General features: G+C 68.2%; 20 protein-coding genes and 1 tRNA gene. 11 read left to right on the forward strand and 10 right to left on the reverse strand.

Translation table 11 applies throughout. The features are described 5' to 3' along the window. Positions 1 to 93: 93 nt before the first annotated feature. Positions 94 to 1,281, reverse strand: a complete 1,188-nt coding sequence (locus ACFVY3_RS12625) for a flagellin (protein WP_400159974.1) — start codon at positions 1,279 to 1,281, stop codon at positions 94 to 96. 292 nt (positions 1,282 to 1,573) lie between these two features. On the opposite strand from ACFVY3_RS12625, the gene ACFVY3_RS12630 reads away from it, so the two are divergent. From ACFVY3_RS12630 to fliW, 4 genes are read left to right on the forward strand one after another with little or no spacing between them, the layout of a single operon-like run. Then, positions 1,574 to 2,062 (forward strand): flagellar protein FlgN, encoded by a 489-nt coding sequence (locus ACFVY3_RS12630; protein ID WP_400159975.1) that lies wholly within the window; start codon positions 1,574 to 1,576, stop codon positions 2,060 to 2,062. 9 nt (positions 2,063 to 2,071) lie between these two features. Beyond that, positions 2,072 to 3,490, forward strand: a complete 1,419-nt coding sequence (gene flgK / locus ACFVY3_RS12635; RefSeq protein WP_400159976.1) for a flagellar hook-associated protein FlgK — start codon at positions 2,072 to 2,074, stop codon at positions 3,488 to 3,490. Between the two features lie 2 nt (positions 3,491 to 3,492). Beyond that, positions 3,493 to 4,416: a flagellar hook-associated protein FlgL gene (flgL, locus tag ACFVY3_RS12640; RefSeq protein ID WP_400159977.1), complete on the forward strand. Its 924-nt coding sequence runs from the start codon at positions 3,493 to 3,495 to the stop codon at positions 4,414 to 4,416. Next, positions 4,413 to 4,802 (forward strand): flagellar assembly protein FliW, encoded by a 390-nt coding sequence (gene fliW, locus ACFVY3_RS12645; RefSeq protein WP_400159978.1) that lies wholly within the window; start codon positions 4,413 to 4,415, stop codon positions 4,800 to 4,802. The genes flgL and fliW overlap by 4 nt, the downstream gene beginning before the upstream one ends. A 26-nt stretch (positions 4,803 to 4,828) precedes the next feature. Here fliW and ACFVY3_RS12650 read toward each other — a convergent pair whose 3' ends face one another. The 6 genes from ACFVY3_RS12650 to ACFVY3_RS12675 form a co-directional block, all read right to left on the reverse strand. Continuing rightward, positions 4,829 to 5,389: a hypothetical protein gene (locus tag ACFVY3_RS12650; RefSeq protein WP_400159979.1), complete on the reverse strand. Its 561-nt coding sequence runs from the start codon at positions 5,387 to 5,389 to the stop codon at positions 4,829 to 4,831. Between the two features lie 254 nt (positions 5,390 to 5,643). Further along, positions 5,644 to 5,946 (reverse strand): DUF4193 domain-containing protein, encoded by a 303-nt coding sequence (locus ACFVY3_RS12655; RefSeq protein WP_400159980.1) that lies wholly within the window; start codon positions 5,944 to 5,946, stop codon positions 5,644 to 5,646. A 165-nt stretch (positions 5,947 to 6,111) separates the two neighbouring features. After that, the gene (locus ACFVY3_RS12660; protein WP_400159981.1) at positions 6,112 to 6,600 is read right to left on the reverse strand and encodes a GyrI-like domain-containing protein; all 489 of its coding nucleotides are present in this window, start codon (positions 6,598 to 6,600) and stop codon (positions 6,112 to 6,114) included. A 109-nt stretch (positions 6,601 to 6,709) separates the two neighbouring features. Next, positions 6,710 to 7,495, reverse strand: a complete 786-nt coding sequence (locus ACFVY3_RS12665) for an enoyl-CoA hydratase/isomerase family protein (protein WP_400159982.1) — start codon at positions 7,493 to 7,495, stop codon at positions 6,710 to 6,712. Further along, the gene (locus ACFVY3_RS12670) at positions 7,492 to 8,790 is read right to left on the reverse strand and encodes a CaiB/BaiF CoA transferase family protein (protein ID WP_400159983.1); all 1,299 of its coding nucleotides are present in this window, start codon (positions 8,788 to 8,790) and stop codon (positions 7,492 to 7,494) included. The genes ACFVY3_RS12665 and ACFVY3_RS12670 overlap by 4 nt, the downstream gene beginning before the upstream one ends. Then, positions 8,787 to 10,106, reverse strand: coding sequence for an MFS transporter (locus ACFVY3_RS12675; RefSeq protein WP_377973052.1), 1,320 nt, complete (start codon positions 10,104 to 10,106; stop codon positions 8,787 to 8,789). The genes ACFVY3_RS12670 and ACFVY3_RS12675 overlap by 4 nt, the downstream gene beginning before the upstream one ends. 257 nt (positions 10,107 to 10,363) lie before the next feature. Between ACFVY3_RS12675 and ACFVY3_RS12680 the strand changes: the two genes are divergently transcribed. The 3 genes from ACFVY3_RS12680 to ACFVY3_RS12690 are packed head-to-tail and all read left to right on the forward strand — an operon-like array spanning position 10,364 to position 12,517. Next, the gene (locus tag ACFVY3_RS12680; RefSeq protein WP_400159984.1) at positions 10,364 to 11,188 is read left to right on the forward strand and encodes an IclR family transcriptional regulator; all 825 of its coding nucleotides are present in this window, start codon (positions 10,364 to 10,366) and stop codon (positions 11,186 to 11,188) included. Further along, the gene (locus tag ACFVY3_RS12685; RefSeq protein ID WP_400159985.1) at positions 11,185 to 11,943 is read left to right on the forward strand and encodes a FadR/GntR family transcriptional regulator; all 759 of its coding nucleotides are present in this window, start codon (positions 11,185 to 11,187) and stop codon (positions 11,941 to 11,943) included. Before ACFVY3_RS12680 ends, ACFVY3_RS12685 begins: the two co-directional genes overlap by 4 nt. A gap of 10 nt (positions 11,944 to 11,953) precedes the next feature. Beyond that, the gene (locus ACFVY3_RS12690; protein ID WP_400159986.1) at positions 11,954 to 12,517 is read left to right on the forward strand and encodes a hypothetical protein; all 564 of its coding nucleotides are present in this window, start codon (positions 11,954 to 11,956) and stop codon (positions 12,515 to 12,517) included. Between the two features lie 60 nt (positions 12,518 to 12,577). Here ACFVY3_RS12690 and ACFVY3_RS12695 read toward each other — a convergent pair. Both ACFVY3_RS12695 and ACFVY3_RS12700 read right to left on the reverse strand, forming a co-directional pair. Then, positions 12,578 to 12,651 (reverse strand) — tRNA-Thr (locus tag ACFVY3_RS12695). Positions 12,652 to 12,805: 154 nt separating this feature from the next. After that, positions 12,806 to 13,696, reverse strand: a complete 891-nt coding sequence (locus ACFVY3_RS12700) for a DsbA family protein (RefSeq protein WP_364138827.1) — start codon at positions 13,694 to 13,696, stop codon at positions 12,806 to 12,808. A gap of 306 nt (positions 13,697 to 14,002) precedes the next feature. Here ACFVY3_RS12700 and ACFVY3_RS12705 point away from each other — a divergent pair, with 306 nt between their 5' ends. Together ACFVY3_RS12705 and otsB are read left to right on the forward strand one after the other, a co-directional pair. Beyond that, positions 14,003 to 15,412, forward strand: coding sequence for a trehalose-6-phosphate synthase (locus ACFVY3_RS12705; protein WP_290258804.1), 1,410 nt, complete (start codon positions 14,003 to 14,005; stop codon positions 15,410 to 15,412). Continuing rightward, positions 15,402 to 16,205, forward strand: a complete 804-nt coding sequence (otsB, locus tag ACFVY3_RS12710; RefSeq protein ID WP_400159987.1) for a trehalose-phosphatase — start codon at positions 15,402 to 15,404, stop codon at positions 16,203 to 16,205. The genes ACFVY3_RS12705 and otsB overlap by 11 nt, the downstream gene beginning before the upstream one ends. Positions 16,206 to 16,233: 28 nt before the next feature. On the opposite strand, the gene ACFVY3_RS12715 is transcribed toward otsB, so the two are convergent. After that, on the reverse strand, positions 16,234 to 16,635 hold the full coding sequence (locus ACFVY3_RS12715; RefSeq protein WP_290258782.1) for a VOC family protein: 402 nt from the start codon (positions 16,633 to 16,635) through the stop codon (positions 16,234 to 16,236). Between the two features lie 247 nt (positions 16,636 to 16,882). Here ACFVY3_RS12715 and ACFVY3_RS12720 point away from each other — a divergent pair, with 247 nt between their 5' ends. Further along, complete coding sequence (locus tag ACFVY3_RS12720; protein ID WP_290258783.1) at positions 16,883 to 17,965, forward strand: ABC transporter ATP-binding protein; 1,083 nt, start codon at positions 16,883 to 16,885, stop codon at positions 17,963 to 17,965. A 120-nt stretch (positions 17,966 to 18,085) separates the two neighbouring features. Next, positions 18,086 to 19,507: a DUF4032 domain-containing protein gene (locus tag ACFVY3_RS12725; RefSeq protein ID WP_400159999.1), complete on the forward strand. Its 1,422-nt coding sequence runs from the start codon at positions 18,086 to 18,088 to the stop codon at positions 19,505 to 19,507. Positions 19,508 to 19,511 lie beyond the last annotated feature (4 nt).

Consider the following 19,511-nt stretch of genomic DNA (forward strand, 5'->3'; position numbering starts at 1 on the left):
TGCGGTGACGGCGGCCGGAGAGCTGTGGCTCTCCGGCCGCCGTTAGGTGCCAGTCCCTATCCGGCCAGGCCGGAAGGAGTCAGTCGTTGCAGCTTAGCGCAGCAGCGAGAGGACGCCCTGGGTGGACTGGTTGGCCTGCGCGAGCATGGCCGTTCCTGCCTGGGACAGGATGTTGGAGCGGGTGTACTTCGACATCTCGTCAGCCATGTCGACGTCGCGGATCCGGGACTCCGAAGCCGTGAGGTTTTCCTTGGCAACACCGATGGTCTGCACTGCGGATTCCAGGCGGTTCTGGGAAGCACCCAGGGCCGCGCGGGCGGTGGAGACGTCCTTGATCTTCTGGTCCAGCAGGTTGATGGCGTTCTTCGCGCCCGTGGCGCTGGAGAAGTCCAGACCGGTCATCGTGGTGCCGGCAACAGCCGCGCCGGTACCAAGGTCGGTGGAGGGTGCCGTGGTGGCAACCGTGCCGCCATCCTTGGAGGAGACGATGATGCCCTTCGTGCTGCCATCAGCGTTCTTCGCAACCGTGGCGCTGAAGTTGCTGGCGAAGCCGGCGTCGCCGTTGAGCTTGGAGACCAGGTCCTCCGCGCTGGTCGGGGTACCCGTGGCAACGGTTACGCTCGAGGTGGCGGTGCCGTTGGTGGAGCTGAAGGTGTACGCGCCGCCGGCGATCGTCGGCGTTCCGGTGGTGCCGCTGAAGGCCGCGAAGTCGAACTCCTGGCCGGCGTTCGAGGCAGTCTGCAGCGAGCTGGCGATCCCGCTGACGTTGGCCTTGCTCAGGTCCACGGTGATCTGGCTGCTGGCGTCGCCGCCGGCACCGATCTGGAAGCTCAGCTTGCCGTCAGCGCCCGCGCCAGCCTTGCCGTTGAGCAGGCTGATGCCGTTGAAGTTGGTACCGTCGCCAATGCGGCCGAGCTCGGACACCAGGCCGGTTGCCTCGGTGGCGATGGCGGCGCGGGAGTCGGCGTTGTTGGAGTCGTTACCGGCCTGGACAGCCAGGTCGCGGAGACGCTGCAGGATCGCGTGGGTCTGGTTCAGGCCGCCTTCAGCGGTCTGGACCACGTTGATGCCGTCCTGGGCGTTGTTGGCTGCGACGCCCAGGCCGTTAACCTGCGAACGCAGGCCTTCGGAGATGGCCAGACCGGCTGCGTCATCCGCAGCGCGGTTGATGCGCAGGCCGCTGGAGAGCTTTTCCAGCGACTTGTTCAGGTTGGTCTGGGTGTTGCTGAGGTTGCGGTAGGCGTTTGCTGCCGCGATGTTGGTGTTGACGACCATTCCCATGATGTTTCCTCCATGATTTGGGACGATGTGCGATGGCCCATCCGTGGGCCTTCATGGGTAGTTATCGCCCGTCGGCCGGCATAGGTAAGCGAATTTACAAAAAGAGTTTTGGGATGGCCCCTTTTCGGCAGACGACGACGTCGGCCTCCCCGCGTCGCTAACGAAGGCCGGACCCCTGCCGATAGTTCCAACGAACCCGAAGAGTGGCTCGCGTCGTCCGCACGACCCGAATGCTTGCCATGGGTAGCCCGTCAGCCCGCACACCATTGACTTATGAGGAGCCGTCCAGCCCATGGCCATCCACGAACTTTCCGCCTTGCTCTGGCGGGAGCGTGAACTCTTGGACGTTCTGACCTTCAAGCTCGAAGAGGAACAGCTGCTGCTCACGTCCGGTAACTCGCGGTGGCTTCCGCTCGGCACCAAAGAGGTCGAGCAGGTCCTGGGGCACCTCTCCCAGGCCAGCCTCGCGCGGACCATCGAGGCCGCCGTCGTCGCCGAATCCTGGGGCCTGCCCACCGACGCGACACTGAGCGAACTGGTGACGGCGGCACCCGAGGGAGCTTGGGCCGAGGTGCTGAGCGCCCATCTGACGGCACTGACCCGGCAAACGTCCCTGATCAAGGAGCTGCGGGACACCAATGAGCAGTTCCTGCGGTCCGCCGTCCGCTCCACCCAGGAGTCGATCGCCGACCTGCAGCCCTCCTCGGCCGCGGGTACCTATGACGCCCAGGGCAAGACCGGGGCAACCGCCGGTTCCCGTATTTTCGACCAGAGGTTCTAAGGAGCCAGCATGAGCACTTTCGGTGCCCTGAACACGGCCTACCGTGGACTGACCGCGGCCCAGCAGGGAATGAATGTGGCCGGGCAGAATATTGCTAACGCAGCCACTGAGGGTTACACCCGCCAGCGCGTGCAGCAGTCGCCGCTGGCGGCACCGGCGCAGGGCCTCTGGGGCGCGGGTGCACCCCAAGTCGGTCAGGGCGTCTCGGTTGACGCGATCGCAAGGCTGGGAAGCAGCTTCCTCGACGGCGGCGTCCGGTCCGCAGGCGCCCAGGCCGGGTACGCCAGTGTACGGTCCTCCGCCCTCCAGAACATCGAGGGCGTCCTCAACGAACCCGGCGACAACGGTGTTTCCGCCGCCCTGCAGGGGTTTTGGTCCGCCTGGCAGGGTGTCGCCAACCAGCCCGGCGAAGCCGCTCCGTCCGGCCTGGTGATTCAGGCCGCGAACACCCTGACCACCCGCATCGCCACTGCTTACCAGGCGCTGGACGGGCAGTGGAGTGACGCCCGGGGCCAGGCAACCGACGCCGTGAGTGCCGTCAATTCGGCGGCCTCCCAGGTCGCCGCCTACAACACCACCATCCGCTCCACCCTCGCCGCCGGCGGGTCGGCCAATGAGCTCATCGACGCCCGGGCCAAGCTCACCGAGAGCATCGCCCGGCTGGCGGGCGGCACCGTGCGCGAACAGGCGGACGGCACCGTCGACGTGCACATCGGCGGCAACGCCCTGGTGATGGGTTCCTCCGTGAGGACGCTTGCCCTCACAGGAGCGGCGACCATGGCCGGTTCGGCCGCCACACCGGTTCAGCTCGAGTGGGCGGACCGGCCCGGCGTTGCCGTGGGGCTCGACGGCGGCCAACTGGCAGGGTCCTTGTCCGTCCTGGCCCCGGCCGCCGGCGGATCCGGCGGCGTGATCGCCGAGGCCGCCGCTTCCTACGACCGGCTGGCCACCCAGCTCGCAACAGATGTTAATGCCGTCCACTCCGGCGGGCTGACTGCCGCGGGCGCACCGGCGGGCAACTTCTTCACAATCGACGCCACCCGTCCCGCGGCCCTTGGAATCAGCTCCATCCAGGACCCGGCCCTCCTCGGCGCGGCCGCCGCCGGATTCGGGGCCAAGGACGGGCACAACGCCGATGCCCTGGCCCAGATCGGCACCCGGACCACCTCCCCTGACGCCACGTGGCAGTCAATTGTGACGGGAATTGGCCTGCAGTCCCGGAACGCCCAGCAGCACGAAACCATGACCGCCGCCGTGGCAACCTCCGCGGAGACAAGCCGTGCGTCGTCCGCGTCCGTCAGCCTGGACGAGGAAAACGTCAGCCTGCTCACCAACCAGCACGCGTACCAGGCTGCGGCCCGGGTGATGACCGCGGTCGATGAAGCCCTGGACGTTCTGATCAACCGCACCGGCTTGGTAGGAAGGTAGCCATGCTTAACCGAGTCACAAACCTCACCATGTCCGCGGCTGCGCAGCGCAACCTCCAGCTGCAGCAGTCCAAGCTCGCCGGGCTGCAGGACAAGGCGTCGTCGCTGGACAAGATAGGCCGCCCCTCAGATGACCCGTCGGCCACCGCGCAGGCGCTTCAGACCCGCACCCGCCAGGCTGCGGCGGCCCAGTACAGCCGGAACATCGACGACGGGAACGGCTGGCTGACGGTCGCCGACTCCGCACTGGGCCAGGCCACCAATATCCTGAACCGGGTCCGTGACCTGACCCTGCAGGCGTCGAACGATTCGCTGGGCCAAAAGGAACGCGACGCCATCTCCACCGAGCTGAAGGGCCTGAACGCTGACCTGCTGTCGGTGGCAAACACGCAGCACCTGGGCCGGAACATCTTCGCCGGCACCTCGGACAAGGACGGCGCCTTCGCCCCGCCGATACCACCGGACCCGGCGATCCCCGGCGACCCGGGCACACCGCCTAAATTCAATGGCACGCCCGGAGCCTCAGTGGAGCGGCGCGTCAGCGATAACCGGACCATCCGGGTGGACGCCGACGGCGCCACGATCTTCGGGGACGCCGGCACGTCCCTCTTCGCCTTGATCGGACAGATCACCGGCGATCTTGACGCCGGGAAGGCGCCCAACACCCATTTGACCGCCTTGGACCAAGGCATCAAGAATGTCATCAGCGGCCGCGCGGAAATCGGCACACGGCAGGCCGAACTCGAACGCGCAGGAACCGTCAACACAGATTTGGAGGCCAGCTTGGACGCCCAGAAGACGGGAATCGAGAAGGCAGATCTCGGCAGCGTGATCATGGACCTGAAGCTGCAGGAAACCAATTACCAGGTGGCCCTGGCCGCCACGGCGCGGGTCCTGCAGCCCACGCTGATGGACTTCCTGCGATGAACTCCGTCCTGAGCAGCACCCCCGTGACCTTCACCGCCCCCATGCCGGGGCTGGAAGCGGTCCACGACTTCGCGCTCCGCAGCATCGACAGCGCCCCCGGACTCTTCGCCCTCGAATCGGAGTCCGCGCCCGTGCGGCTGTTCCTGGCGGACGCCGCCGTGTTCGTCCCCGACTACAGCCCCCGCCTGCCGCGCCCCGCGCTGGAGGCCCTTGAGCTCTCCGACGGGGAGACGCCCCGCCTGCTCGTGGTGGTCAACCACTCCCCCGAGGGCACCACCGTGAACCTGATGGCGCCGATCGTGCTGAACGAGACCGCCCGCAAGTGCACCCAGCTGGTGCTGGACGGCAGGGAGTATCCGCTCCGGGCAGTCCTCGGCGCCGCCTAAAAGCTGTAACCGGCCCGGCTTAGCGCCTACCAGTAGTGCCCGACGTCGATCACCAGCCGTGAACCGGCGTCCGGACCCGGCAGTGTGAACACCCGGAATGGCAACCGGGCCCGCACCCCGAGCCCAAGGGTGCTGTACCCCTCGAAACTGCCCGCCCAGGCGACCTGGCGGAACGTCCGGTATCCGGTGACATCAGTCAGTTCGTTCTTGTTGGCCGGCGAATACGTGGCCTGACCGGCGTCGTCGTAGGCCGGTGAATTTACCGTGATCTGCAGGAACGCCTGGCCGCGCAGCGGTACCGGCATCCCGGAACCCTCCTGCGCCACCTGCGGGACGTACCTCACGGTGTAGCCGCCCGCCGGCCCCTTGAGGTCAACCACCAGCCGGTCGTAACAGTAATGCTGGCCGGTCCGGACGTTCGTCACCGGGGCCCGGCCCATCGCCGGATCCGATTTGGCCAGCGAGCCCCAGACCTGGCCGCAGTACGGCGCTGCGACGGCGGCCCCGGGAGCCGCCAACAGCAACCCGGCCGCGAGCAGCAGGGCCATCAGCCAGCCTGCAGGTTTCCGTGAACGGATTCGAGTCATCACTGCCACCCCTCGGGCCACCCGGATTTCATACTTTTCCCGGATTCTTCCAGCGTAGGCCCGCTGTCGCCGGACGGGGAGGGCCCAAGGTCCGGCGGTCCATCAACCGTGACCCGTCATCAACCGCAGGTAACGCCAGTATAGGAATGCAGTACACAAAAGCGCCCGGCGCCGCTCCCCAAGGGAGTCGGCGCCGGGCGCTCAGGCGGTAAAAACTGGTACGGGCCGTGGTGCCGGCCCGAGGGGAAGGCTGTTTAGCCCTCGCAGTCGCGGCAGTACTTCAGGCCGTTCCTTTCCTTGGCGACCTGGGACCGGTGACGGACCAGGAAGCAGGAGGAGCAGGTGAACTCGTCGGACTGTTCGGGAACGACGATCACCGTCAGTTCTTCGCCGGAAAGATCGGCTCCGGGAAGGTCGATGCCCTCGGCGGTGTCGTTCTCGTCGACATCGATAACAGCAGTCTGGGCGCCGCCGCCACGGGACGCCTGAAGGGCCTCCAGCGATTCAGCGGGAGATTCTTCTTCTGTCTTGCGTGGGGCGTCGTAATCGGTAGCCATAACGGGATTCACTTTCGTTGCTGCATAGCGCCATTTCAGGCACCTCAGTGAAGCAGTTTAGGGCATCATCCCAGAAGTTGAAGAATAGTGTGCGCAAGGCGACATTTGGGGCAAAAAATCCCCGTGATGGCGCGGAAAATGTCGGTTTTATTCTGCCCGCACTGCTCAGGCGACCGGCCAGACCACCAGCGTTTTCCAGGTGGCGGGGTCCGGCTCCGCGGCCGGGTCGGTGAGGTAGTACTCCCACATGGCCTCCCCCGGGGTGAGCCCGTCCGCCTGCATCTTTGCCATGACGGCTCCGTAGGTTTGCGGGAGGGTGTCATACGGGCCAACGTGCGTGGCCTCCAGCGCCCGGCCGCCGGGAAGGGTCCCGGCGACGACGGCGCCGTCGCCCCCTCCCGGGTAGGGGCCGGCCAGGGGGAAGCCGGCTTCGACATCGACGACGTCGGTGGGTGTCCCCCGGTACAGCGCGAACGGCGGGCCAGCCAGCTGGACGTTCTGTTGCTGGACGGCGGACATGACGGAACGGTATGCCCGGTCGAAGAAATCCCGCAGGTCCGCCATCGACACTGTTTCGTGGATGACCGCGGTGGGCTGCTCCTGCCGGTCGCTGACGGTGATCTCCGGGGCGGCGTGGGGCTGGTGTTCGTTCATACGGCCACCCTCCCCGCGCCCCCGGTTCCGGTCAAGGGCCGGTTGGACCCCAGATTGGCCCCCGGTCGGTCCCCCGCGGGGAACTCCCCCGCGACCCTAGGACGCGCCCCTAGGAAGCTGCCGGACGGCGGTTGCGGTGCAGGAACCGGTTGACCCGTGCCCGGAATTCCACCGGATCCGCGGCCGGACCCGGCGGCAACGCCTTGGCCGGCTGTTCCACCGGGGCCAGTCCCTGGTTAACCGCCGCCTTGGACGCCCGCAGCGAAGCCAGGGACAGTCCGGCCCACTGCTCCGTCAGCCCAGCCACCGCGGCAGGACCACGGCCGGGGCCCGCCAGGGTGCTGACGAGTCCCGTCGCGTAGGCCTCAGCGGCGGAGAGGATCCGGCCGCCGAAGAGCAGATCCTTGGTCCGGGACGGCCCGATCCGCAGGGACATCCGGTTGGCAAAGGTGGGCGGAATGAGCATCCCCAGCCGGGCGATCGGCATCCCGATCCGCGCATTCTCCTCCAGCACTTGCAGGTCGCAGGCGAGCGCCAGCTGGCAGCCCGCGCCCGTGGCGACACCCTGCACCAGGGCCACCGTCGGCACCGGGATGGCCTCCACGGCCTGCAGCGCTGCCTCGATGGCACCGAAGGCGCCGGTCACCTGGTCCCCGCTCGCGTCCTGCCACTCCCGCAGGTCTGAACCGGAGCAGAAGGTCCCGCCGGCACCCCGGATCACCACGGCCCGGACGGCGGGGTCCGCGGCCAGCGCCCGGGCCTCCGCCGCGAGCGCCCGCCACTGGTCCGAGTCGAGGGCGTTGAAGCGTTCACCGGTGCCCACCTCAAGATGGGCGACGCCGTCGTCGTCGATGTCCAGCCGGACTCCCGGGGCGTGCCCCACCGCGGCCGTCACTGCACCGCGCCGCTGCTGTGCAGGGCGTAAATCCGGTCCGCGTCAAGGCCCAGCGACGCCAGCACCTGGTCCGTGTCCTGGCCCAGGACCGGCGGGGCGGTCCGCACCGAGGCGGGCGTCCGGGTCAACCGCACCGGGCAGCCCACCACCTTCATGGGTCCGGCGGTCGGGTGGTCCAGCTCGGCCACCATCCCACGGGCCAGGACCTGGGGATCGGCGAGTGCCTGGTCCACAGTCTGGATCGGTCCCACCGGCACACCGGCCTCGTCCAGTGTGCGCACCCAGTCCTCCGTGGTGCGGGTCCGCATGATGGCCTCGATCGCGGGAATCAGTTCCTCCCGGTGGGCTACGCGCGACGGATTGCTCGCGTACCGCGGATCCCCGGCGAGCGCCGCGTCGCCGAGGGCGTCCGCGAAGCGCCGCCACAGCCCGTCGTTACCGACGGCGACCATGACGAAGCCGTCCGCTGAGGGGAACGCCTGGTACGGGGCGATCGTGGGGTGCGCCGAGCCGTAGCGGCGCGGAACCTCTCCGCTGGCGAAGTAGCCGCTGGAGACGTAGGTCAGCCAGGAGACGGACCCGTCGAGCAGGCTGATGTCCACCCACTGGCCCTGCCCGGTGCGCTGCTTCTCATGCAGGGCGGCCAGGACGCCGATGGTGGCCCACATCCCGGCGACCAGGTCCGCGCTGCTGACGCCCACCCGAACGGGCGGGCCGTCGGTCTCCCCGGTGACGCTCATGATCCCGCTGCGGGCCTGGGCGATCGCGTCGTAGCCGGGCCGGAGCGCGTCCGGGCCGGTCTGGCCGTAGCCGCTGATGGAGGCGTAGACCAGGCCGGGGTTGTCCTTGGAGAGCTCCTCGTAGCCCAGGCCCAGGCGGGCGGCGGTGCCGGGGCGGAAGTTCTCCACCACGATGTCGGCGCGGCGGGCGAGTTCCCGGACCACCTCGAGCCCCTCAGGGGACTTCAGGTCGACGGCGAGGCTGCGCTTGTTCCGGTTCACGGAGAGGAAGTACGCGGCCTCCTCGCCTTGGAACGGAGGGCCCCACTGGCGGGTGTCGTCGCCGGCGCCGGGCTGCTCGATCTTGATGACGTCCGCGCCGAGGTCCGCGAGGGTCATGGTGGCGAACGGGCCGGAGAGAATCCGGCTCAGGTCCAGGACCACCAGGTCCTTCAGCGGTCCGGCGGCTTCCGTGGTCTCCGGGCCGGCCACTGTCTGCGGGCCTGACGTCTGCGGGGCTGCCGCCCCGGCGTCGTTCGTTGCCTCTTGGCGGAGTGCGGTGTCTGTCAGGCTCATACGGTGGCTTCCGTCTTGGTGGCGGCGCTGGTCGGGAAGCGGTGGCCGGCCTTGGGCAGGAAGATCAGGGCCAGCATCGCGACGGCGCAGCAGGCAATGATGTACAGGGCGATCGCCGTCGAGTTCCCGTACTGGGCCAGGAGGGCCGCGGCGATCAACGGCGCGGGGCCGCCCGCCACCACGCTGGCCAGCTGGTAGCCCAGCCCGGCGCCGGTGTAGCGGATGTCGGCGTCGAAGCTCTCCGCGATCAGCGCAGCCTGCGGGCCGTACTGGATGTCGTGCAGGATCAGGCTGACCACGATCGCGACGCCCACAATGAAGGGTTCCCGGGTGTCCAGCAGGGCGAAGTAGGGAAAGGCGAAGAGCGCGGTCAGCACGATGCCCACGCCGTAGACCCTGCGCCGGCCGAAGCGGTCCGAGAGCCGGCCGAACAACGGCACGCTCACCAGGCCCAGCGCGGCGGCGATCAGGGTGTCGTCCAGGATCGAGTTGCTGTTGAGCTGCAGGTGCTTGACGGCGTAGGTGATCACGAACGTGATGAAGAGGTAGAACGGTGCCTGCTCGGACATGCGGACCAGGGCCGAGAGCAGGATTTCCTTGGGCTGGCGCTTGATGACCTCGATCAGCGGGTTGCGGACGACCTTGTTGGACTTGCGGATGGCTTCGAACTCGGGGCTCTCGATCACGCGCATCCGGACGAAGAGGCCGACGCCGATCAGCAGGATGCTGATGATGAACGGGATGCGCCAGCCGAAGCTCGCAAAGCCCTCGGTGCCTGTGATGCCGGAGGTGATGCGGACGACGCCGGTCGAGAGCACCAGGCCCAGCGGCACGCCGATCTGCGGCCAGCTGGCGGAGAAGCCGCGGCGCTGCTGGTGGCCCCATTCCATGCTGAGCAGCACGGAGCCGCCCCATTCGCCGCCGACGCCGATGCCCTGGATGATGCGCAGCAGGGTCAGCAGGATGGGGGCGGCGACGCCGATGGCCTGGAAGGTGGGGAGGAAGCCGATCAGCACGGTGCCGAAGGCCATCAGGAAGAGGGTGACCATGAGGGTGGTCTTGCGGCCGATCCGGTCGCCGTAGTGGCCGAAGATGGCGGCGCCGACGGGGCGGGCCACGAAGCCGACGAACTGGGTGCCGAAGGCGGCCAGGACGCCGGCGAAGGCCGACTGTCCCGGGAAGAAGAGCTGCGGGAAGACCAGCGCCGCCGCCGTCCCGTAGAGGAAAAAGTCGTACCACTCGATGGTGGTGCCCACGACGCTGGCGACGGTTGCCCGCCGTGCGGCCTGCTCTCGGGTTACTGCCTGAACTGTCATCATCACTCCGTTGTTATGACGCGGCTGGGCCCAATGCCCTTGCTTGGATGGAGGCGTTGCCGGGTACTCGCGGGCTCCTGGCCCTTTCACCCTATGCGCAAAACCCACAATATGGTTTCGCAACCCATATTGCGGGTTTAGCCTAATGCTGTCAATGGAAACTCGGAGGTTTAGCCGACGATCGCGGGGCGCGTAATCCATCAGGACACCGGGACCCGCTGGCTATGATGGACACCCGTAGAGAAAGACGGTGGCAGGTGGCAGCTGGCAACGCGGCGGCAAAAGAGCAGGGTGACCGGACGACCCCCATCCTTGTGCTGGGCAAGGTCAGCGACATCCTGAATTGCTTCTCGATCGATGCGCCGGAACCGACGCTGCAGCAGATTGCCCGGGCCACCGGCCTGCCGGCGAGCACCTGCCAGCGGCTGGTGCAGAACATGGTGCGCGAGGGATTCCTGGACCGCGACGGCGACCGCTACCGGATCGGCCTGCGGCTGGTCCAGTGGGCCGCGCCGGGCACCCTGGGCCTGGACGTGGTCCGGCTGCTGCACCCGATCATCCAGCAACTCCGCGACGACAGTGGTGAGACGGCGTGCGTCTACATGCGGGACGGGCAGTACCGCACCGTGGTGGCCGTGGCCGAAACCCGTCACGTGGTGATGCGGCCCTTCCTGGTGGGCCAGGTGATGCCGATCCACGCCGGCGCACCCGGCAAGATCTTTCTGGCCTTCGACCCGGGAGCGCGGGAGGCCCTCAAGGACACCGAACTGACCCGGTTCACCGACGTCACACCGATTAGCTGGGCACAGCTCGACGCGCAGGCGGAACAGGCCCGCGAGCAGGGCTTCTTCGCCGCGTTCGGCGAACGGAACAGCGACGTCGGATCCATCAGCGCCCCCGTCTTCCGCTTTGACGGGCAGCTCGCGGCCGTCCTCGGAGTGGGCTTCCCGACCCAGCGGGTCAGCGCGGCGGACGTCCCGCGGCTGGGCCCCATGGTGGCCGGCGCCGCCCGTGAAGCCAGCGCCGCCCTGGGCTACCGGCCACCCACGCCAGCATCCGCCATCGAAGGGAACCATCCGTGACCGCTGCCGACGCCGCACCCCGCCGTCGTACCTACGACGCGCTGCTGCAGGACATCGAGGCGGACCTGCGTTCCGGGAAGATCAAGCTCGGCGACCGGCTGCCCGGGGAGCGCACGCTCGCCGAAAACTACGGGATCTCCCGGGCCTCGGTGCGGGAGGCCATCCGCATCCTGGACGCGATGGGCGTGCTGCGCAGCTCGGTCGGGTCCGGCCCCACCTCCGGCGCGATCGTCATTTCCAACCCGTCGGCCGGCCTGTCCTCGGCCCTGCGGCTGCATGTGGCCAGCAACCGGCTACCGGTGGAGGACATCGTGCAGACGCGCATCCTGCTGGAGACCTGGTCCGCGCAGGCCGCCGCCACCCGGCCCCGCGACGAGGGCGATGCCGGTCTGGAGCAGGCGGCCCAACTCCTGGAAGCCATGGACGATCCGGAGCTGGACCGGCCCACCTTCCACGAACTCGACGCCCGATTCCACGTCGCGCTCAGCTCCCTGGCCGGCAACACGGTGGTCGCCACCATGATGGAGTCGCTCAGCGGCGCGATCGTGGACTACGTCAAGGGCGCCATGGACGCAATGGAGTCCTGGCCGGAGGTCCTCGCGGTCCTGCGTGCCCAGCACCACGGGATCTACGACGCCGTCCGGGACCAGGACGGCGAGCGCGCGGCCCGGCTGCTGCGCGAGCACATCGAGTGGTTCTACGAGCGGGCGCAGGAAGTCTCGCCGCGGCAGCCCTCCCCGGTACCTAGCGATTAGACTCGGCCCCATGCCACGTCGTGGGGGAACGAGGACCATCCGGACCGGTGCCGTGCTGAGCGGGGCCGTGCTGCTGTGCCTGGCGGCCGGATCGCTGGCCGGTTGCACCTACGAGGACGACGACGGCGGGCGGCCACCTGCCACACCGACGTCGGCGGTTACCCCCAGGCCGGGCCGCACCATCCCGGCCGGCCCATCACCCGATGTTCTGGCCGCGCAGCAGCGGAACGAGGCCGCACTGGAGCGGCTGCTCGCGGGGGCGACGGGGCCCGTCGTGCTCGCAGATTCAGGACCGGCGGACGGCAACGGCGTCGGCTTCCAGAAGGCGGGACGGGTCAGGACCGCGGGCGACTACCAGGTCACGGCCGCCTGCGTCGGGGTCGACGCCTCGCAGGTCATCATCTTCCAGGACCAAACCCCGACCGGCCCCACGTCCATCGTCGTGGACTGCACGGCGCCTGTGTCCCGGACGGTGAGCCTCCTGCCCGGCCCCGTGAGCGTTCAGTTGACCCGAAGAAATCCCACCGGCCCGTGGACCGGTGCGGTGGCCGGCGTCCGGATCACCGGGCCCTGAGCCGGGCACAAAGAACCCCTCCATCCCGGTCAAAATCACAGGAACGGAGGGGTATCACTGGGCCCCCTGTCGGATTCGAACCGACGACCCCCGCTTTACAAGAGCGGTGCTCTGGCCAACTGAGCTAAGGAGGCAATCCGCCGTCGTCGTATCCGGCGGAAAGCGCGCGAGGACAACGGCTAGATAAGGGTAGCCCACCGATGCCCGGCGGTAAAAAATCCTCCGCCACACGAAAGCGGCCCGGTCCCGGAGAACTCCGGGACCGGGCCCCACCAGCGGACGTGGCGCTTACTTCTTGGCGTCCACCGCTGCCTGCAGGTACTGGTCGAACGGGGTGTTGGCGCTGTCGCCCTTGCCCCACTGCTTACCCTCGACGAAGACCGTCGGCGTGCCGGTGACCCCGATGGCCGCGGCTTCCTGGGTCGTGTACTTCACGTACGGGCGGTAGGTCTTGTCATCCACGCACTTGTCGATGTTCTGCGCACCGGTGTCGGTGGCCAGCTTCTTCAGCTCGTTGTCCGAGAGGCCGGCGCTGCCCTCGGCGGGCTGCTTGGCGAACAGGGCGTCCACGAAGGCCGCGTACTTCTCCGGCGACTCGTTCACCACGCAGGCCGCGGCGGCGGCGGCGCGGGAGGAGTAGTTGGTGGTGGAGCGGGTGTCCAGGAAGCCCAGCGGACGGTATTCGACGGTGATCTTGCCGTCGTTGCGCAGCTTGGTCAGGGTGTCGTTGTACTGCGCCTCGAAGTTCTTGCAGACCGGGCAGATGAAGTCGATGTAGAGGACAACCTTGACGGGCTTGCCGGCCTCGGCATCGGCGCCGGGGGCCTTCAGGTCTGCCGGCGGGGTGGCCGGGGCGGCGGGAACATCGGAGAGCTTGACCGTGGCGGCGTCAGTCTTCGCCACCTCCGTGTTGGCCAGCAGGGTCACGCCGCCGTGGACGTTGCCGTTGGCGGGCGTGGGCCCGGAGTCAGCTACGGGGGCGTTGTTCTTGATATTGGAGGTCACCACGAGGGCCACCACCACGATGATGGCGACGACGGCGGCGACGATGCCCCAGCCAATGAGCAATTTGTTGCGCTTGTCCTTCTTGAGCTGGGCCTCACGGATCTCACGGGCCTTCTCGCGGGCCGCGGCGGTGCGCTCAGCTTTGGACTGACGGGGTTCGTTTGCGGGGCTCATTGGTTCCTCGTGTCGATCGGCCTGGACTGCGCCAGCGGGTGGCACGGTCATCATTTTAGGTGAGAAAGCTGGGGAGCTTGCGCTTTCAACTTTCTTCCCGTGTGCCCAACGGACGAATAGCCCGGAAGATTCCGCCCCGATAGGGTGAACACAAGCCACAAGCGACCCCAGGGAGCACGAATGCAAGCAACCGAAAGCGCAGAGCACCGCGCCGAGAAGCACCAAGAGCATGGCACCGACGCGGGAACCGAGGGCAAGGCCGCGGGGCACCAGGGCGGAACGGACGACGTCGACCGTTTCGACTTCATGGTGGTGTCCAACCGCATGCCGGTGGACCGTTGCTCCCCCGACGAGCCCGGCTGCGAGGACGGCTGGCGCCGATCCCCCGGAGGCCTGGTCACGGCACTGGCGCCGATGATGACCAAGACCGACGGTGCCTGGGTGGGCTGGCACGGCGCCCCGGACGAGCACCTCGAACCCTTCAGCCACGGCGGCATCGACCTGATCCCAGTGCAGCTGAGCACCCGCGACGTGGAGCTGTACTACGAGGGCTTCTCCAACGCGACCCTGTGGCCGCTCTACCACGACGTGATCGCTCCGCCGGAGTTCCACCGCGCCTGGTGGGACACGTACCGGAAGGTCAACAAGCGGTTCGCCGACGCCGTCATCCGGCACGCCGCCGAGGGCGCCACGGTCTGGGTCCAGGACTACCAGCTGCAGCTGGTCCCCCGGATGCTTCGCGAGCAACGACCGGACCTGAAGATCGGCTTCTTCAACCACATCCCGTTCCCGCCTCCGGAGATCTTCGCCCAGCTGCCTTGGCGCCGCGCGATCATCGACGGCCTGCTGGGCGCGGACCTGATCGGCTTCCAGCGCAGCAGCGACGCCGGGAACTTCATGCGCTCCGCCCGCCGCTTCCTCGGCGCCAGCGTCAAGCAGCAGCAGGTGCACGTCAAGGGCGCCGACGGCCAGACCACCCACATCGCCCGGGCCCAGGCCTTCCCCATCTCCATTGACGTGAAGCAGATCAGCGAGCTGGCGCAAAAGCCGGAAGTCATCGAGCGGGCCAAGCAGATCCGCCGCGACCTCGGCAACCCCAAGACCATCCTTTTGGGCGTGGACCGGCTGGACTACACCAAGGGGATCCGGCACCGGCTCAAGGCCTACGAGGAACTCCTCGAGGACGGCAAGGTCACGGTGGAGGACGCGTCCCTGATCCAGGTGGCCAGCCCCAGCCGCGAGCGCGTGGAGCAGTACCGACTGCTGCGCGAAGAGGTCGAGGGCACGGTAGGCCACATCAACGGCACCTACGACACCATGCAGAACACCGCCGTCCGCTACCTGCACCACAGCTACCCCATCGAGGAGATGGTGGCGCTCTATCTGGCCGCAGACGTCATGCTGGTCACCGCCCTCCGCGACGGCATGAACCTCGTCGCCAAGGAGTACGTCACGGCCCGCACGAACAACGACGGCGCGCTGGTGCTCAGCGAGTTCGCCGGCGCCGCGGACCAACTCAAGCAGGCCCTGCTGATGAATCCGCACGACATCGACGGGCTCAAGGACACCATCATGCGGGCCGTGAACATGGAGCCCGCCGAGGCTGCCCGCCGGATGCGGGCCATGCGCAAGCAGATCCTGACCAACGACGTCGATCTCTGGTCCGCGGACTTCCTCCGCGCCCTGCAGGAAAAGGTGGTGCGTGATGACTCCTGAGCCCGACGCCAAGCTCTCCCTGTCCCCCGAACTGCTCGCGGCGGTGCGGCGTATCGCCGGCACCGAGGAGCTGCTGGTGGCCATGGACTTTGACGGCACCATGGCCCCGCTGGTGGATCACGCGGAGGACTCCCGCGCCCTCCCCCGCTCGGCCGCGGCGTTTGCCGCCCTGGCCGAACTGCCGCGGACCACGACGGCGCTGATCTCCGGCCGGGCACTGGACACCCTGCGCTCGGTCGCGTCCCCGCCGGAGAAGACCCTGCTGATCGGCAGCCACGGCGCCGAGATCTGGATGGGACCGGGCTCGGCCGAGCTTCAGCTCGACGAGGACCAGCGCCGGCTCCTGGCCGACGTGCGGGCCGTCCTGGAGGAGATCGTCCACGTGGCACCCGGCACCCTGCTCGAGGAGAAGCCGGCCGGCGTCGTGCTCCACACCCGCCTGGCCGCTAACGACGTGGCCGAGGACGCCGTGGCCGCGGCGAAGTCCGCCCTGAAGGACCGCGCCGGGGTTTACCTGAAGACCGGCAACCGGGTCCTGGAGACCTCCGTGGTCCACGCCTCCAAGGGCGAGGCGGTGTCCTTCCTTCGGCAGGCCACGGGCGCGACAGCGGTGGTCTTCGCCGGGGACGACACCACGGACGAGGACGCCCTGCGCAGCCTGGTCTCCGGTGACCTGGGAGTGAAGGTGGGCCTGGACTTCACCCAGGCGGAGTTCCGGGTGGAAGCCCCGCCGCACGTGTCCGAACTGCTGGAGGCACTGCTGCGCGAGCGGAAGGCCGCCGTCGGCAGCTGACCGCTGAGGGCTGCGGCTGCGACCGGGCTCAGGACTCGGGTTCGTAGCCGATCAGCCAGTGCAGTCCGTGCCGGTCCACCACCTGGCCGTCGGACGCGCCCCAGGGCTTCGGTCCCAGCGGGTCGATGACGCGTCCGCCGTCTGCCAGCCGGTCAAACCACGCGTGCAGGACCTTGGGCTCGGCCGTCCCCAGCAGCGAGAGCATCAGCCCCTCGCACCGGACGGTGGCTTCGCCCTCGGCCGCGTCGGAGCCGGCCAGGCGCACGTCACCCCTCAGCTCACCGTGGGCGATCGCATCGGCCGGACCGTCGGTGCGGTTGAACTGCTCGTAGGTGAACAAGGCCAGGTCACCGCCGAAGACATCGGCGTAGAACCCGAGCGCCTCGCGCGCGGTACCGGGGAAACTCACGTAGATCTGGAGGGCCGTCATGCGCACAGCCTACACAGCGCCGCACGGCCACGGGTGGTAGGGATCACCAGTGACATCCGTAACCTTTTCCCCCACTCGCGATCCATCTGACATACTCTGTATGTGATGTGGCGCACAGCTACCGTGCGGCGTCGCTGGCTGCTCCTCGGCTTCGGCCGGGGAGCAGGCGCAAGACTCACAACTGAATAAAAAGACCATTCACAACGGATCGTCCGGCACGTACCTGCCGGTGAAGGGATTGAAAACTGTGGCAACAGTTACTTTTGACAACGCAACGCGGCTCTACCCGGGCACCGAAAAGCCCGCGGTCGACAAGCTGAACATCGAAATCGCCGACGGCGAGTTCCTGGTTCTCGTCGGCCCCTCCGGCTGCGGCAAGTCCACCTCCCTGCGCATGCTCGCAGGCCTCGAAGACGTCAACTCCGGCCGCATCCTGATCGGTGACCGCGACGTCACCGACATGCCGCCCAAGGACCGCGACATCGCGATGGTGTTCCAGAACTACGCCCTGTACCCGCACATGACCGTCGCGGACAACATGGGCTTTGCCCTCAAGATCGCCGGCGTCAGCAAGGAAGAGCGGGCCGAGCGCGTCCGCGAAGCCGCTAAGCTGCTGGACCTCGAGCCGTACCTGGACCGCAAGCCGAAGGCCCTCTCCGGCGGTCAGCGCCAGCGCGTCGCCATGGGCCGCGCGATCGTCCGTAACCCGCAGGTCTTCCTGATGGACGAGCCGCTCTCCAACCTCGACGCCAAGCTCCGCGTCCAGACCCGCACCCAGATCGCGTCGCTGACCCGCCGCCTGGGCGTCACCACCGTCTACGTCACCCACGACCAGGTCGAGGCCATGACCATGGGTGACCGCGTCGCGGTCCTCAAGGACGGCCTGCTGATGCAGGTGGACACCCCGCGCAACCTCTACGACAAGCCGAAGAACGTCTTCGTCGCCGGCTTCATCGGCTCCCCCGCCATGAACCTGCTGGAGTTGCCCGTCGTCGACGGCGGCGTGCAGTTCGGCGGAACCGTCTACCCGGTGCCGCGCGATGTCCTTGAGGACGCCTCCGGCTCCACCGTCACGCTGGGCAGCCGTCCCGAGGACCTGGAGACCGCCAGCCAGGGCGAGGGCCTGCAGGTTGAGGTCGACGTCGTCGAAGAACTCGGCGCCGACGCCTACGTCTACGGCCACACCACGCTCGACGGCAAGGACCACGACATCGTGGCCCGCGTCGACGGCCGCCGCCCGCCGATGAAGGGGGAGACCATCTGGGTCCGCCCGCAGTCCGGCCACGTGCACCTGTTCGACACCAAGACCGGCGAGCGCCTCGGCGACTGACGCAGTCTTATCCGACGGCGGTCCTCCTGCGGGAGGGCCGCCGTCGGCCGTTAACCGCCCCGTGGTTAGGCGCGCCGCCGCCGGGTGCGGGAGAATTGCCCCATGACCGAGGAGAACCGCATGAGCGAGGACAACGGTGCCCAGTGGCACGACGAACCCACTGACTACGGCCAGATCGGGAAGCTGCCCCGGTACGTGCCCGCGAGCGCCAATGACGACAAGACGATCTCCAGCTCCCTGAGCATCACCGCCGCCGCCACCGAGCCGGAGCTGCTGGACCTGCCCTGGCACATCGCCCTCGAAGACTGGCCCGCCGAGTACCTGGCCGCCCTCCCCCGCGGCATCTCCCGGCACATCGTCCGGTTCGCGCACCTGGGCGGCTCGGTCATCGCCATCAAGGAAACCTCCGAGCACATCGCCCGGCACGAGTACCACATGCTCCGCAAGCTGGCCCGCCTGGATGTCCCCTGCGTGGAGCCGGTGGCGGTCATCACCGGCCGCACCACCCCGGACGGCAAACCCCTGAACCCCGTGCTGGTGACCCGGCACCTTAAGTTCTCCATGCCCTACCGCGCCCTGTTCTCACAGATGCTGCGCAAGGACACCCTCACCCGCCTGATCGACGCCCAGGCCCTCCTGCTGGTCCGCCTGCACCTGATCGGCTTCTACTGGGGCGATGTGTCCCTCTCGAACACCCTGTTCCGCCGCGACGCCGGCGCCTTCGCCGCCTACCTGGTGGACGCCGAGACCGGCGAGCTGTACCCGGACCTGTCCACCGGCCAGCGCGAGTACGACCTGGAAATCGCCCGGGTCAACATTGCCGGTGAACTGATGGACCTGCTCGACGGCGGGCTGATCGAGGAGAAGGTGGACCCCGTGGCGACGAGCGAGCTGATCATGGAGAGCTACCGCCGGCTCTGGACCGAGCTGACGGAGAAGGAATCCTTCGAGGTCGGCGAGCGCTGGCGGGTGGCCGCCCGCATCCGGCGGCTCAACGAACTCGGCTTCGACGTCGAGGAATACGCGATCAAGACCACCCAGAACGGTTCCACCATCCAGCTTCAGCCCAAGGTGGTCGACGCCGGACACCACCAGCGCCGGCTGCTGCGGCTTACCGGCCTGGACGCCCAGGAAAACCAGGCCCGCCGGCTGCTGAACGACATGGACTCCTTCCGCGCGGACAACAACCCCGGCATGGACGAGGAGTACAGCGCCCACCTGTGGGTCAGCCAGATCTTCGAGCCGATCGTCCGCGCCATCCCCCGCGACCTGTCCGGGAAACTCGAACCCGCGGAGGCCGTGCACGAGATCCTGGAGCACCGCTGGTACATGTCCGAGAAGGAAAACCGGCACATCCCGCTGGCCGAGGCCGTGCAGTCCTACATCGACTCCGAGCTGCGGCACCGGCGCGACGAGGCCGCGATCATGCTGAACCCGGACACCGAGCTGCTCAAGATCCTGGAGGTCGAGACCGAGGAGTCCCGCTACGACGGCGACGAGACCCCCGACGACGAAGACGAGTACCCGGACGCCGACGACTAGGCCG

Source organism: Arthrobacter sp. BPSS-3 (assembly GCF_044628475.1).
In the GTDB taxonomy this organism is placed as follows: Bacteria; Actinomycetota; Actinomycetes; order Actinomycetales; family Micrococcaceae; genus Arthrobacter.